Origin of the sequence: Ramlibacter sp. GCM10027632, from assembly GCF_042675325.1 — a bacterium.
GTDB lineage: Bacteria > Pseudomonadota > Gammaproteobacteria > Burkholderiales > Burkholderiaceae_C > Ramlibacter.
Genome location: NZ_JBHTGW010000008.1, coordinates 152,296 through 165,777, shown reverse-complemented (window position 1 = coordinate 165,777; position 13,482 = coordinate 152,296). Strand labels below are relative to the sequence as shown.

Here is a 13,482-nt window from a genome sequence, read left to right as displayed (position 1 = left end):
AAAGCCACCATGGCACACACGACGCGGCGGCTGATCGCCGCCGCCCTGCTCGCCGCCGGCCTGGCCGGGGCGGCATCCGCCCAGGAAGCGGCGATCCGCAAGAACCTGGCCGAGCGCGTCCCGCAACTGGGCAACGCCATCGAGGAGGTGCGCAAGACCCCCATGGCCGGCCTGTGGGAGGTGCGCGTGGGCACCGACCTGTTCTACACCGACGCCCAGGGCAACTACCTGATCCAGGGCGCGCTGATCGACACCAAGGCCCGCAAGAACCTGACCGAGGAGCGCCAGGAGAAGCTGCTGGCGATCGACTTCGCCAGCCTGCCGGTGGCCGATGCCTTCACCATCGTGCGGGGCGACGGCAAGCGCAAGATCGCGATCTTCGAGGACCCGAACTGCGGCTACTGCAAGCGCTTCGAGCGGGACCTGCAGGCCGTGAACAACGTCACCATCCACCTGTTCCTCTACCCGATCCTCGGGCCGGACTCGGTCACCAAGTCGCGCAACATCTGGTGCGCCAAGGACAAGGCCAAGGCCTGGACCGACTGGATGGTGCGCGAGCAGCTGCCGCCCAATGCCACCTGCGACACGGCGGCCCTCACGCGCAACACCGAATTCGGGCGCAAGTGGCGCATCACCGGCACGCCGACCCTGGTCTTCGCCGACGGCAGCCGCATTCCGGGCGCGATCAACGCCGCGCAGGTCGAACAGAAACTCGCCGAGGTGAAGTGAGCCCCTCCCCCGCAGCCGCCCCCCTGCACTACAAGGTCGAAGCGGCCGACCTGCACGCCCATCTCTTTCGCGTCACCCTCACCATCGCCCGGCCCGCCGCGCCGCAGCGCCTGTCGCTGCCGGTGTGGATCCCGGGCAGCTACCTGGTGCGCGAGTTCTCCAAGAACCTGCAAAGGCTCGCGGCGCGCCAGGACGGCAAGCCCGTGCCGCTGCAGCAGGTGGACAAATGCAGCTGGCAGGCCGACTGCGTGGCCTCCGGCGAACTGGTGCTGACCTACGAGGTCTACGCCTTCGACAACTCGGTGCGCACCGCCTGGCTCGACGCCTCGCGCGGCTTCTTCAACGGCACCAGCCTGTGCCTGCGCGTGCACGGCCAGGAGAAGCAGCCGCACGCGCTGGAGCTGGTCTCGCCGGTGGCGGCCTGGGAGGCGGCCACCGGCCTGCCCCCGCACAAGGTGGGCAAGCGCGGCTTCGGCACCTACCTCGCCGAGAACTACGACGAGCTGGTGGACTGCCCGGTCGAGATGGGCAGCTTCTGGAGCGCCGAGTTCAAGGCCGGCGGCGTGCCGCACCGGCTGGTGGTGGCGGGCGCGCCCCCCTCCTTCGACGGCGAGCGCCTGCTGGCCGACACGCACAAGATCTGCGAGGCCGGCATCCGCTTCTGGCATGACCGCAAGAAGCCGCCGTTCCAGTCCTACCTGTTCATGCTGAACGTGGTCGACGACAACTACGGCGGCCTCGAGCACCGCAACTCCACCGCCCTGATCTGCGGCCGCCGCGACCTGCCCCGCGCGGGCGAGGCGCGCGCGTCCGACGGCTACACCACGCTGCAGGGGCTGATCAGCCACGAGTACTTCCACACCTGGAACGTGAAGCAGCTGCGGCCCGCCGAGTTCGCGCGCTACGACTACGGGCAGGAGAACTACACGCAGCTGCTGTGGTTCTTCGAGGGCTTCACCAGCTACTACGACGACCTGCTGCTGCGACGCTGCGGCCTGATCGACGACGCCACCTACCTCAAGCTCCTGACCAAGACCGTCAACCAGGTGCTGCAGGCGCCCGGCCGCGAGGTGCAGTCGGTGGCGCAGGCCAGCTTCGACGCCTGGGTGAAGTACTACCGCCAGGACGAGAACACGCCCAACGCCACGATCAGCTACTACACCAAGGGCGCGCTGGTGGCGCTGTGCTTCGACCTCACGCTGCGCGCCGAGGGCAACACCACGCTCGATGAGGTGATGCGCGCGCTGTGGGCGCGTTGCAAGGCCGGCCCCATGACCGAGGCCGACTTCGCCGCGGTGCTCAAGGAACTGGGCGGGCGCAGCTTCGCGCGCGAGATCGCGGCCTGGGTGCACGGCACCCGCGAGCTGCCGCTGGAGGACCTGCTGGCCCGCCACGGCGTCACCGTCTTCCAGGACCCGGCGCAGCTGCAGCAGCGGCTGGGCCTGCGCACCGCCGACAACGGCGGCACGGTGCTGGTCAAGACCGTTTTGCGGGGCGGCGCCGCCGAGCAGGCCGGCTTCGCGCCCAATGACGAATGGCTTGGCATCGAGGTGGCCGGCGAAGGCTGGCGCCTGGCCAAGGTCGACGACGTCACGCTCTACGCCGGCGCGCATCGCAAGCTCGTCGCCCTGGTGGCGCGCGACCGCCGCCTGCTGCGCCTGGACCTCACCCTGCCCGCGGCGGCCACCACCTGGCGCCTGGGCGTGAAGGACGCGGCCCGGGTGCAGCCATGGCTGGCGGCCCACGCCTGACGCCGCGCCGCGCCGCGGTCCCGCTCGCCGCGCTGGGCGCGGTGGTGCTGGCCCTGCACCTGCTGGGGCTGGAGTGGCTGGCCCGCGTGCAGGCCACGCCCTCGGCGCTGCGCGCCGTGGCCGACCCGATGTTCACGCGCGTGCTCACGCCCGAGGCACCGCCACCGCCACCGCCACCGCCACCGCCACCGCCGCCGGCGCGCGACGCGGACGCCGAGGCGGCGCCAGCGCAGCCGCCCCAGCGCGAAGGCGCCTTGCAGGTGGCCACCGCCGTGCCCAGCGTGCCGCGCACGGCCACGCCCACCACGCCCGCTCCCGCGCCGGCCCAGGAGGCGGCGCCCGAGCCGGCACTGGATGCGGCCGCGTCAGCGCAGGCAGCGCCCGAGACACCGGCCGCCGCGCCTGCTCCTGCCGCCGCACCTTCTGCCCTGCCGGCTGCCTCGCCCGATGCCGCCGTCGCGGCCCCTGCGACCCCTGCGACCCCTGCGACCCCGGCGACCCCGGCGGCCCCGGCGACCCCGGCGACCCCGGTGACCCCGGCGGCCGCACCGGCCGCACCACCGTCCCCGGCCGACCCGTGGCCGCGCGACACCCGCGTCACCTACCAGCTGCGGGGCGACTTCCGCGGCAACCCGCTGCATGGCAACGCCCGCGTGCAGTGGCAGCGCCAGGGGCCGCTGTACCAGGTGCAGGTGGTGATCGACTTCGGCCTGGTGGGCACGCTCACCCTCACCAGCCAGGGCGAGGCCACCGCGCAGGGCCTGGTGCCGCGCGCCTACGAGGAGGTGCGCCGCAGCCGCCGGCGCAGCGTGCGCATGACCGACGCCGAGGTGGTGCTGCAGGACGGCCGCAGCCTGCCACGCCCGGCCAGCGTGCAGGATGCGGCGAGCCAGTTCGTCGAGCTCGGCCAGCGTTTCGCCTCGGGCCGGCAGGCCCTGGCGCTGGGCAGCACCGTGGAGGTGTGGCTGGCGCGCCCCGGCGGCCTGGACGCCTGGACCTACGACGTCGTCGCGCAGGACCTGCTGCGCACGCCGCGCCTCGGCGAGGTCGCGGCCTGGCGGCTGCGGCCGCGGCCGCTGGCCACGCCGCGCGGCAACATCACCGCCGAGTTCTGGTTCGCGCCGAGCCTGCAGTACCTGCCGGCGCGGGTGCGGCTTTCCATGGGCGATGAGGCCACCATCGACCTGGTCGTCGAGGTCATCGAGCAGCGCTGAGGCGGCGGGCCGCGCGGCTTCCGCGAAGGTTTCATGCAAGGGGCCTTGGGTATAGTCGTCGGGACAACTACCCCCGAGGAGACGGCATGTCCTACGAATGCATCGAAGTGCGCACCGAAGCCGGCAAGGTCGGCATCATCCAGTTGAACCGCCCCAAGCAGCTCAATGCGCTGAACGGCCAGCTGATGGATGAACTCGGCGCCGCGCTCCAGGCCTTCGACGCCGACCCGGCGATCGGCTGCATGGTCATCACCGGCAGCGAGAAGGCCTTCGCCGCCGGCGCCGACATCGGCGCCATGGCCAAGTACACCTTCGCCGACGCCTACGGCGGCGACTACATCACCCGCAACTGGGAAACCATCCGCAGCATCCGCAAGCCGGTGATCGCAGCGGTCGCGGGCTTCGCCCTGGGCGGCGGCTGCGAGCTGGCGATGATGTGCGACTTCATCATCGCCGCCGACAACGCCAGGTTCGGCCAGCCCGAGATCAAGCTGGGCATCATCCCCGGCGCCGGCGGCACGCAGCGCCTGCCGCGCGCAGTGGGCAAGTCCAAGGCCATGGACATGGCTCTCACAGCCCGCATGATGGACGCCACCGAGGCCGAGCGCTCCGGCCTGGTGAGCCGCGTCGTGCCCCTGGACAAGCTGATGGAGGAAACGCTCGGCGCCGCGCTGGTGATCTGCGAGTTCTCGCAGCTGGCGGTGATGGCGGCCAAGGAGTCGGTGAACCGCGCCTTCGAGGGCGGGCTGTCCGACGGCGTGATGTTCGAACGCCGCATGTTCCACGCCCTCTTCGCCACCGAGGACCAGAAGGAAGGCATGGACGCCTTCGTGAACAAGCGCAAGCCGCAATTCAAGCACCGCTGACGCGGCGCCGGGGCTGCGCCGCGGCGCTCAGGCCCCGAGCGTGAAGGCCTCGTGCACGGCGGACTGCACCGAGCCGCCCAGCACCGCGCCGCCGCCCGCCACGTAGACCCAGTCACCGATGGTCACCGCGCCCACCGCGTGGCGCGGCGTCGGCATGGGCGCGTGGGACTGCCAGCGGTCGCTGGCCGGGTCGTAGCTCTCCATCTGGCCGAACACCGTCTGCTGCCCCGGCCGGTTGATGATGCCGCCCTCGCCGCCCATGGCGAACAGGCGGTCCCGGTAGACCACCAGCCCATGCCCCGAGCGCGGCGTGGGCAGCGGCGCGCGCAGCTCCCAGGTGTCGCGATCGGGCAGGTACACGTGGTGCAGGCCGGTGTTGTATTCGAAGGTGTTGAAGCGCCCGCCGATCACATGGAGGCGCCCCTGCCAGGCCACGCAGCCGACGTGGTCACGCGCGCCGGGCAGCGCCTTGCGGCGGCTCCAGGCGTCGGCCTGCGGGTCGTAGACCTCGTGCCAGCCCACGCTGGCGCGCTCCTCGGTCGGCGCCGAGGCGCCCCCGATCAGGTGGATCTTCCCGGCCAGGGCCACGGCTGCGGCTGCGCCGCGCGGGCGGGGCAAGGGTGCCACCGGGCTCCAGCGGTCGGCGGCCACGTCGTAGGCGTAGGCATGGGTGTCGGGGTTGCGGTTCTGCTCGATGAAGCCGCCGAAGGCATAGATGCGCCCGGCCGCTGCGGCCACCGCGACATGGTTGGCGCCGCGGGGCAGCGCCGCGCCGAGGTACCAGCGGTCGTCGCGCGGGTCGTAGATGTGGTGGTAGCCGCGGTCGACGCGGCCTTCGCCGTAGCCGCCGATCACGTGCAGCCGCCCGGCCCACTCGACGGCCCAGGCCATCTCGCTGCGGGGGATCGGCAGCGCCGCGCGCGGCACCCAGCGCCCGGGCGCGCCGGCCGGCGCGGGGCTGGCGAAGGAACGCTGCGCCTCCTGGTCGGGCGTGAGGTGGTGCGGCACGCCGCCCTGCAGGCGGGCATAGGGCTCGGGGGAGGACGGGGCGGCCGGCAGGGAGGGCGCGTGGCCCGCGTGGCCCGGCTGCGCGAAGGCGGTGGGCGAGGCGAGCAGGCTGGCGCCGGCTGCCAGGAGGTGGCGGCGGTGGACGGTCATGGAGTCTCCTGGTGCCCCGGTGGAGCCCGGGGTCTGGCTGCGGGCCATCATAGGCGGCGGGGGCTGTGCCACCATCGCGGGACTTCACCGAGACACTTCTTCTGCCATGCCCGTCATCGCCATCACCCTCCTGCCCGGCTACCCCGCGGATGCGCGCGAGCGCCTGGTCGATCGCGTGGCCACGGCCGCCCGCTCCGTGGTCCTCGCGCCGGAGGCCGGCACCACGGTCTTCGTCCATGAGGCCGCCACCTACCGGCGCGACGGCCGCATCGCCTCGGCGGGCGGCCCGGTCGTGCCCGAGGCAACGCCCGTGGTGCGGGCCTTCCTGGAGGCGATGGGCCGGCGCGACCTGGAGGCGGCCGCCCAGTGGCTCGCGCCGGGTTTCGAGATGGTGTTCCCGGGCGGGCGGGCCATGCACCGGCTGCACGAACTCGTCGAGTGGGCGAAGGGGCGCTACCAGTCGGTGGAGAAGCGCTGCGAGCGCTTCGAGGAGTCGTGGCAGGGGGATGTGACGGTGGTCCACTGCAGCGGCACGCTGCAGGGCCGGTGGCCCGACGGGCGCCCCTTCGAGGGGGTGCGCTTCATCGACCGCTTCGAGCTGGAGTCCGGAAAAATTCGCAGGCAGGAGGTCTGGAACGACCTCGCGGAAAGCCGCTTCGCAGATCCGCTATAATCTTGTTTTCTCGGCGCTTTAGCTCAGTCGGTTAGAGCGATGGAATCATAATCCACAGGTCCGCGGTTCGAGTCCGTGAAGCGCCACCAAATCAAAGCCCGCTGTGCCCGCACAGCGGGCTTTTTCTTTGGCCCGCGCCGCGCCCGCGTCAACCAAATGACGACTCCGGACCAGGGATTCAATTCGAACCCATTATCAGATTGATAAACTTGTTACCCATCCGTACAAGTCGATCCGGAAAGGATGTGCGATGGAGCGCAAGTGCCTGAAATGCGGTTTCGTGAAGGACGCCGCGCGCGGCGACTCGATGGAGCCCTGCCCCCGGTGCGGGGCCATCTACAGCCGGGTCGAAGCGGCAGCCGCCGCGGGTGCGCCCGTGGCGGGGCCGGCCCTGAAACGGGCCATGACCCGGCGGCGTGACGACTTCTGCGACCCGCAGACCTTCGCCGTGCGCATGCGCAAGGAAAGCCTGTACCCGGCCTCCCGAAGCCTGACCCAGATGGCCTACCTGCTGGGCCTCGCCCTGGCGGCGCTGTGGGTCGTGGGCGGATTGATCAACATCTTCACCAGTCGGGCCTCCGACCGGATCCTGACCCTCGCGGTGTGCCTGTTCATCGCGGTGGCGACGATCTTCCTGTCACGGCTGTTCCGCGAGATCTCGCTGATGCTGTGCGACCTGAGCGACGCCTCGATCCGCACCGCGGCGCATTTCGAGCAGTCGTGAGCGGCGCAGGGCCGGATGACCCGGCCCCTGCCCCGCGCGTGATCAGTTCTTCTCGTAGTACGGCGCGGCCTTCGCGTTCAGGTGGGCCTTGTCCATCGTCAGCTCGAAGGGCAGGCCCTGGTGGTAGCGCCAGCCGTCGAGGTCGGCGTTGGTGATCTTGCCGTCCTTGTCCAGGTCCAGGTAGGCCGGTTTGAAGCCCACGGCCTGCATGCCGTTCTCCAGCGTGATCGGCACCGTACCGCCCTCGGCCCCGATCACCGTGCGGGTGTCCGGATGGATCGGCACCAGCGGCATGCCGACGAAGCCTTCCCAGATGTTGAACACCTGCTTGTAGCCGCGGCCCGCATAGGCGGCGCCCAGGTACTTCTCCGGGTTCGACAGCACGTTGCCCGCCTTGGCCGAGCGCGAGCCCGTGCGACACAGGAGGGCGAAGGCCTGGTTCTTGTCCGGGTAGGCGGCCTCGAAGGCCTTGAACAGTTCCTCGTCACTCATGCGGACGACCGAGCCGCTCTTGGTGCCGTAGAGGCAGGTGCCGCCATCCTCCGAGCGCAGCACCGTGTCGCCGGGCGCCTTGGGGTTGGCGTTGCACTCCTGGAAGACGCGCGGGTAGGGGATGTGGCGGGCGCCGGCGGGGTGGCCGTTGCGGTACTCGGTGGCATCACGCACGTCGACGATGGCCAGGCGGCCGGCGCCGGTGCGCTGCGAGCGCAGGTAGGCCGAGGCGGCGCTGATGTCAGCGGCATAGAAGCGCTCGTGCATGTAGCGGTTGCCATCCAGCGGGCCGGAGGCCGGCTTCACGGCATCCTGTGCGGAAACGGACAGCGAGGCGCACAGGGCCGCACCGGCCAGCGCAACGCACTTCAGGACATGGGAGAACATGGCTCTTTCCTCGGGAGAATTCGAACGGGCGAGTATCCATGGGTCACGGTCAAAATGAATACCAAACGTTCGAACTTCTTTTCATTTGGATATTCCGCCTGCGGGCATGCCGCGGGCCACGGCCGCCCGCGGGCGCGGGCCACGCAGGCCCAGCCCCTGCCGCCGCGTCCCGGCGATTGATTTCCATCAACGCACGGGCAGGCCCGCAAGGTTCAAGATGGCGACCTGGCCACGCGGGCGACCCGCGCCCTGCATCCGGGCCGTCCTTGAAAGGTGATCCGATGTTTCCCGAATACCGCGACCTCATCACGACCCTCAAGCACCGGGACCAGCACTTCACCCGCCTGTTCGACAGGCACAACGATCTCGACCAGAAGATCCGCAACATGGAGGAGCGCATCGAGCCCTCGGCCCTGGGCGAGATCGAGGCCCTGAAGAAGGAAAAGCTGCGGATCAAGGACGACCTGTATGCCCTCCTGAAGAAGGCAGCGGGCCACTGACATCCACGCCGCGCGCGTGGCTCACCCTGCCAGTCAACCCGGGACAGAGCCGAAGAGGGGCCGCAAGGCGCGGGCCATGGCGTCGACGTGGCGAGTGTCGGTTCCGCAGCAGCCCCCCATGATGGTGAATGCGGGCAGAAGGGGCCGCAATTGCACATAGGACTGCGCGAGGTCCACCGGGTCGCCGTCGTCCAGGACCGGCGCCGCGTCGAGTTCGGCATGGCTCAGACGCGACGCATTGGCGCGGATGCCTCGCAGGCGCTGCAGCCAGGCGCCTGCGCCCGCCAGGGCCTCACGGAAATGGGTGGGATGCGCGCAATTGACCATGTAGTAGCCCGGGTAGCCGTCCGAGGCTGAATCGACCTGCTGGATGGCTTCGCCCAGTGCCTGCCCGCTGGGCAGGCGGCCATCGGTCTCGGTGGTGAACGAGATCGCGACGGGCATGCCATGCGCCTTCGCCGCCAGGGCGACCCCGGCGGCCTCCTCGGCGCTGGTCATGGTCATGGCGCAGACCATGTCGGCCTGCGTGCGGGCCAGCACGCCAACCTGCCACGCGTGGTAGGCGCGTGCCTGGGGCACCGACATCACGCCGCCGGCGACATACCCATCACCCCGGGGCCCGATGCAGCCGCTCAGGACCCGGGGCTGCCCGGCGGCCACCGTGTCCGCCGCCACCTCCGCCAGCAGGGCCATGCCCTCGCGGTTGGCGGCGGCCAGCTCGTCGAGCGTGTAGCCCAGCCTCCAGCCCCAGTCCGGGTTGGCGCGCCAGGTCGGCGCCTCGAGGATGAGGCCGACACCATGCTGCACGGCGAGCTGCAGGTAGTCAGCGTAGTAGCGCCGCAGGGCCTCGCGCCCCTGCGGGGAACGGAGCAACGTGAAGACCGCGAACGACGGGATCTCCAGGCCCTCCCGGAACACCAGGGTGGTCTCGAGTCCGCCATCGGTGAGGAAGGGAACCGGTGCGAGTTGCGGCAGCGGGCGGGGCGAGGTCGACATGGGCAGTCCTCCCATCGTTGAAGGCGGCACCTGCCGAAGTCTGCGCCTCGCCCGGTGGGCTGTCCACGGCACGGCGCCGTGCCGTGGCGCCTGGCCCCGGCCCTGCAACGGGGCAGCATCCCGCAGGACGGCGACACCGTCATCCCGCTGCGGGACATCCGCAAGGCCTGGACCTCACCGCGGCAGGTAGTGCGCCGCCAGCGCCTGGAAGGCCGCCAGGCGCGGCTCGGCGATGCCCTCGGCGGCCAGGACCTGCGCCACGCGCGGGGCGCACGCCAGGGCCGCGCGGGCATCCGTGAACAGCAGGCGCACCCGCCGCGCGAGCACGTCCTCCACGGTCTGCGCGAACTCCTGGTGCACCGCGAAGCGCACGCGGGCCTCGGTGAGGCCGGGGCCCAGGGCGTCCCCGCCCGTGCGATCCACCACGTCGGCCATGTCGTGCGCATCCCCCGCGCCGACCCCGTCCGCACCAAGGTCCGGACCGGCGCCGCCGCCCGTGAGGCGGTAGTCCGCCGTGCGGCAGTCCCCCCGGGCCTGCAGCAGCCCGGCGCGCACGCAGGCCCGCACCACGTCGTCGGCGATGACGCGGTAGGTGGTCCACTTGCCGCCGGTCACGGTGACCAGCCCCGACGGGCCGATGGCGATGTCGTGCTCGCGGCTGATCGAGGCGCTGGCCATGCCCCGGGCCTGCGGCCTCACCAGCGGACGCAGGCCCGACCACTGGCTCACGATGTCGGCGCGCACCGGCGGGCGCTCCAGGTAGCGCGCCAGTTCGCCGAGGATGAAGTCGACCTCGTCCGGCGAGGGCTCGGGCGCGTCCTGCGGGCCGTCACAGGGCACGTCAGTCGTCCCGGCGAGCAGCCGCCCTTCCCACGGGATCGCGAACAGCACGCGGCCATCGCGGGTGCTGGGCACCAGCAGCGCCTCGTCCGAGGCCAGGCACTCGCTGGGCAGCACCAGGTGCGACCCGCGGCTGGGGCGCAGGCGGGCCTCGAACGCGTCGCCGGCGCCGGCCGGCTCGAGGGCCCGCACCGCATCCGCCCACGCGCCCGCGGCATTGACGACGCAGCGCGCGCGCAGCGTGTGCCCGCGGCCCGTCTGCGCATCGGCACACGCCACCCCGACCACCCGCCCGTCCTCGTAGGCGAAGGCCCGCGCCGCCAGGTGGTTCAGCACCACTGCCCCCTCGCGCGCCGCGCTGCGCGCGAGGGCCACGGCCAGCGGCGCGTCGTCGAACTGCGCGTCCCAGTAACGGATGCCGCCCCGCAGACCGGCGCGCTTCACCGCGGGCAGCGCGCGCAGGGTCTCGCCGGCGTCCAGCCACTGTGTCGGCCCCAGGCTGCGGGCGCCCGCCAGCAGCGCGTAGGCCGACAGCCCCAGCCCGTAGCGCACCCGGTCCCAGCCGCTGTAGACGGGGACCACGAAGGACAGCGGCCGGCACAGCCCCGGCGCGTTGGCCAGCACGATCGCGCGCTCGCGCAGGGCCTGGCGCACCAGGCCGAGCCGGCCCTGCGCGAGGTAGCGCACGCCGCCGTGCAGCAGCTTGGTGGAGCGCGAGGAGGCGCCCTGGGCGAAATCATGGGCCTCGACCAGGGCGACGCGGTAGCCGCGCAGCACGGCGTCGAGCGCGAGGCCCAGGCCGGTGGCCCCGCCGCCGACGATGGCGAGGTCCCAGGCCTGCGAGGACAGCCGCGCGAGCTGGAGGGCCCGGTCGGCCGGGCCCGTGCCTACAGAGCCCATGCCCGCGCCCGGTCCACCGCCTGGCGCCAGCGGTGGTGCTTCGCCTGGCGGCGCTCGGCCGGCCAGGCGGGCTCGAAGCGGCGGTCCACGCGCCAGAGCCCGGCGACCTGGTCCGCATCGCGCCACACGCCGGTGGCCAGGCCGGCGAGGAAGGCCGCGCCGCGCGCGGTGCTCTCGGTGACGGTGGGCCGCACCACGGGCACGCCGAGGATGTCCGCCTGCAGCTGCATCAGCAGGTCGTTGCGGCAGGCGCCACCGTCCACGCGCAGCTCGCGCAGCGGCAGGCCGGCGTCGCGGCCCATGGCGTCGAACACGTCCGCCACCTGCAGGGCGATGGCCTCCAGCGCGGCGCGGGCGATGTGCGCGCGGGTGGTGCCGCGGGTCAGGCCCACCAGGGCGCCGCGGGCCCGCGCGTCCCAGTCGGGCGCGCCCAGGCCGGCAAAGGCGGGCACGAGGTACACGTCGCCGGTGTCCTCCACCTGCGCGGCCAGCGCCTCCACCTCGCGCGAGGACTCGATCACCTGCAGCCCGTCGCGCAGCCACTGCACCGTGGCGCCCGCCGCGAACACCGAGCCCTCGAGGCAGTAGGCCAGGGGCAGGCGCGCGTCCTGCGCCTGCCAGCCCGCGGTGGCGAGCAGGCGGCTGGGACTGTCCACCGGCCGCGCCCCGGTGTTCATCAGCATGAAGCAGCCGGTGCCGTAGGTGTTCTTGGCCAGGCCGGGCGCGAAGCAGGCCTGGCCGAAGGTCGCGGCCTGCTGGTCGCCGGCGATGGCGGCGATGGGCAGGGCCTGCCCCAGCACCGCGGGGGCGGCCTGCGCGATCACGCCGCAGGAGGGGACGACGCGGGGCAGCACCTCACGCGGGATGTCGAACAGGCGCAGCAGCTCGTCGTCCCAGTCGAGGCGGTGGATGTCGAACAGCATCGTGCGCGAGGCGTTGCCGACGTCGGTGACATGGCTGGCGCCCTGCGTGAGGCGCCAGACCAGCCAGCTGTCGATGGTGCCGCAGGCCAGCTCGCCGCGCCCGGCGCGCTCGCGGGCGCCGGGGACCGTGTCGAGCAGCCACTGCAGCTTGGTGGCGGAGAAGTAGGCGTCGGCCACCAGCCCGGTCTTGCGGCGGATGGCGGCCTCATGGCCCTCGGCGACGAGGCGCTCGCAGCGGCCGGCCGTGCGCCGGTCCTGCCAGACGATGGCGTTCCACAGCGGCTCGCCGGTGCGGCGGTCCCACAGCACCACGGTCTCGCGCTGGTTGGTGATCGCCAGGGCGTCGACCTGCGCGGCCCCGCGCGCCTCGCGCAGGGCGGCCAGCGCCTGCAGCGCCACGGCGCGCTGGCTCTCCCAGATCTCCAGCGGGTCATGCTCGACCCACCCCGGCTGCGGGAAGTGCTGCCGGAACTCGCGCTGGGCGGTGGCGACCGCCTCGCCGGCTTCATCGAAGACGATGGCCCGGGAGCCGGTGGTTCCCTGGTCGAGCGCAAGAACATGTCGCATGCACACCCCGCCGAGGCAGCGGCGCGGCCCGGTGCGGGCCGGCCAGGGCCACAGGATAGTGCGTGCGGTGCGGGCGGGCTATCGGGACGGGGCCGGACCAGGGGCCGCCACCGCGCGCCCCGCAGCCGCGGAAGGCGTCAGGCCGGCAGCGCCCAGGTGCTGGCCATCGACGGCCGCTGGCTGAAGCCGGCATACCAGGCCGCCACGCCGGGGAAGCGGTGGCGCCAGCCGAGGTCGGGGAAGCGCAGGTCCAGGTACCACAGCGCACAGCCCACCGCCAGCGAGCCGATGTCGACGCGGCCCTCCAGCAGCTCGGGATGCGCCTCCAGGTGGGCCAGCGAGGTCTCGGCCTTGTCCAGCTGCGCGGCGCGCCATTCGGGCCAGCGGATCGCCTCGGGGCGGGCGACGTCCTCGTAGCGCGCGAGCAGCGCCGCGTCGAGGATGCCGTCGCCCAGCGACTGCAGGGTCAGCGCCTGCCAGCGCGCGCGGCCCGAGCGCGGGAACAGCGTGCCGCCGGCCAGCGTGTCCAGGTACTCGCAGATGACCCGGCTGTCGTACAGCGCCAGGCCGTCGTCGGTGAAGAAGGTGGGCACCTTGCCCAGGGGGTTGGTCTCGATGATCTGGCGATCGCGCTGCACCGGGTGGGCGTTGGAGGGCAGGAGCTCGAGGCGGTCGGCCAGGCCCAGTTCGTGGGCGGCCACCAGGCACTTGCGCACGTAGGGGGAGAAGGGGGAGAAGTAGATCTTCATCGCGTGGATTCTC

13 protein-coding genes and 1 tRNA gene are annotated in these 13,482 nt (G+C 72.4%); 8 read left to right on the top strand and 6 right to left on the bottom strand.

Annotation, left to right across the window (positions count from 1 at the left end; genetic code table 11):
• Positions 1-9: 9 nt before the first annotated feature.
• From ACFQZY_RS13615 to ACFQZY_RS13600, 4 genes are all read left to right on the top strand, one after another.
• The gene (locus ACFQZY_RS13615; RefSeq protein WP_377416639.1) at positions 10-729 is read left to right on the top strand and encodes a DsbC family protein; all 720 of its coding nucleotides are present in this window, start codon (positions 10-12) and stop codon (positions 727-729) included.
• Positions 726-2,480, top strand: a complete 1,755-nt coding sequence (locus ACFQZY_RS13610; RefSeq protein ID WP_377416637.1) for a M61 family metallopeptidase — start codon at positions 726-728, stop codon at positions 2,478-2,480. The genes ACFQZY_RS13615 and ACFQZY_RS13610 overlap by 4 nt, the downstream gene beginning before the upstream one ends.
• On the top strand, positions 2,459-3,694 hold the full coding sequence (locus tag ACFQZY_RS13605; protein ID WP_377416635.1) for a DUF3108 domain-containing protein: 1,236 nt from the start codon (positions 2,459-2,461) through the stop codon (positions 3,692-3,694). Before ACFQZY_RS13610 ends, ACFQZY_RS13605 begins: the two co-directional genes overlap by 22 nt.
• Before the next feature lie 86 nt (positions 3,695-3,780).
• Complete coding sequence (locus ACFQZY_RS13600) at positions 3,781-4,560, top strand: enoyl-CoA hydratase (protein WP_377416633.1); 780 nt, start codon at positions 3,781-3,783, stop codon at positions 4,558-4,560.
• Between the two features lie 27 nt (positions 4,561-4,587).
• Here the strand turns inward: ACFQZY_RS13600 and ACFQZY_RS13595 are convergent, their stop codons facing one another.
• Positions 4,588-5,718 carry a Kelch repeat-containing protein gene (locus ACFQZY_RS13595; protein ID WP_377416631.1) on the bottom strand — a complete coding sequence of 377 codons (1,131 nt, stop codon included), beginning with the start codon at positions 5,716-5,718 and terminating at the stop codon, positions 4,588-4,590.
• Between the two features lie 106 nt (positions 5,719-5,824).
• Between ACFQZY_RS13595 and ACFQZY_RS13590 the strand changes: the two genes are divergently transcribed.
• The 3 genes from ACFQZY_RS13590 (at position 5,825) to ACFQZY_RS13580 (ending at position 7,115) form a co-directional block, all read left to right on the top strand.
• Positions 5,825-6,391 carry a nuclear transport factor 2 family protein gene (locus tag ACFQZY_RS13590; protein WP_377416629.1) on the top strand — a complete coding sequence of 189 codons (567 nt, stop codon included), beginning with the start codon at positions 5,825-5,827 and terminating at the stop codon, positions 6,389-6,391.
• A 12-nt stretch (positions 6,392-6,403) separates the two neighbouring features.
• A tRNA-Met gene (locus tag ACFQZY_RS13585) sits at positions 6,404-6,480 on the top strand.
• Positions 6,481-6,794: 314 nt separating this feature from the next.
• A complete protein-coding gene (locus tag ACFQZY_RS13580) occupies positions 6,795-7,115 on the top strand; it encodes a DUF4282 domain-containing protein (RefSeq protein ID WP_377416627.1) in 321 nt (106 codons plus the stop codon).
• A gap of 42 nt (positions 7,116-7,157) precedes the next feature.
• On the opposite strand, the gene ACFQZY_RS13575 is transcribed toward ACFQZY_RS13580, so the two are convergent.
• Positions 7,158-7,994: a rhodanese-like domain-containing protein gene (locus ACFQZY_RS13575; RefSeq protein WP_377416625.1), complete on the bottom strand. Its 837-nt coding sequence runs from the start codon at positions 7,992-7,994 to the stop codon at positions 7,158-7,160.
• 281 nt (positions 7,995-8,275) lie between these two features.
• Between ACFQZY_RS13575 and ACFQZY_RS13570 the strand changes: the two genes are divergently transcribed.
• Positions 8,276-8,494 carry a YdcH family protein gene (locus tag ACFQZY_RS13570; RefSeq protein WP_377416623.1) on the top strand — a complete coding sequence of 73 codons (219 nt, stop codon included), beginning with the start codon at positions 8,276-8,278 and terminating at the stop codon, positions 8,492-8,494.
• A gap of 33 nt (positions 8,495-8,527) precedes the next feature.
• Here ACFQZY_RS13570 and ACFQZY_RS13565 read toward each other — a convergent pair whose 3' ends face one another.
• The 4 genes from ACFQZY_RS13565 to ACFQZY_RS13550 form a co-directional block, all read right to left on the bottom strand.
• A complete protein-coding gene (locus ACFQZY_RS13565) occupies positions 8,528-9,490 on the bottom strand; it encodes a homocysteine S-methyltransferase family protein (protein ID WP_377416621.1) in 963 nt (320 codons plus the stop codon).
• A 174-nt stretch (positions 9,491-9,664) separates the two neighbouring features.
• A complete protein-coding gene (locus ACFQZY_RS13560; RefSeq protein ID WP_377416619.1) occupies positions 9,665-11,230 on the bottom strand; it encodes a glycerol-3-phosphate dehydrogenase/oxidase in 1,566 nt (521 codons plus the stop codon).
• On the bottom strand, positions 11,218-12,720 hold the full coding sequence (gene glpK, locus ACFQZY_RS13555; protein WP_377416617.1) for a glycerol kinase GlpK: 1,503 nt from the start codon (positions 12,718-12,720) through the stop codon (positions 11,218-11,220). The genes ACFQZY_RS13560 and glpK overlap by 13 nt, the downstream gene beginning before the upstream one ends.
• Before the next feature lie 137 nt (positions 12,721-12,857).
• Positions 12,858-13,469 carry a glutathione S-transferase gene (locus ACFQZY_RS13550; protein ID WP_377416615.1) on the bottom strand — a complete coding sequence of 204 codons (612 nt, stop codon included), beginning with the start codon at positions 13,467-13,469 and terminating at the stop codon, positions 12,858-12,860.
• Positions 13,470-13,482 lie beyond the last annotated feature (13 nt).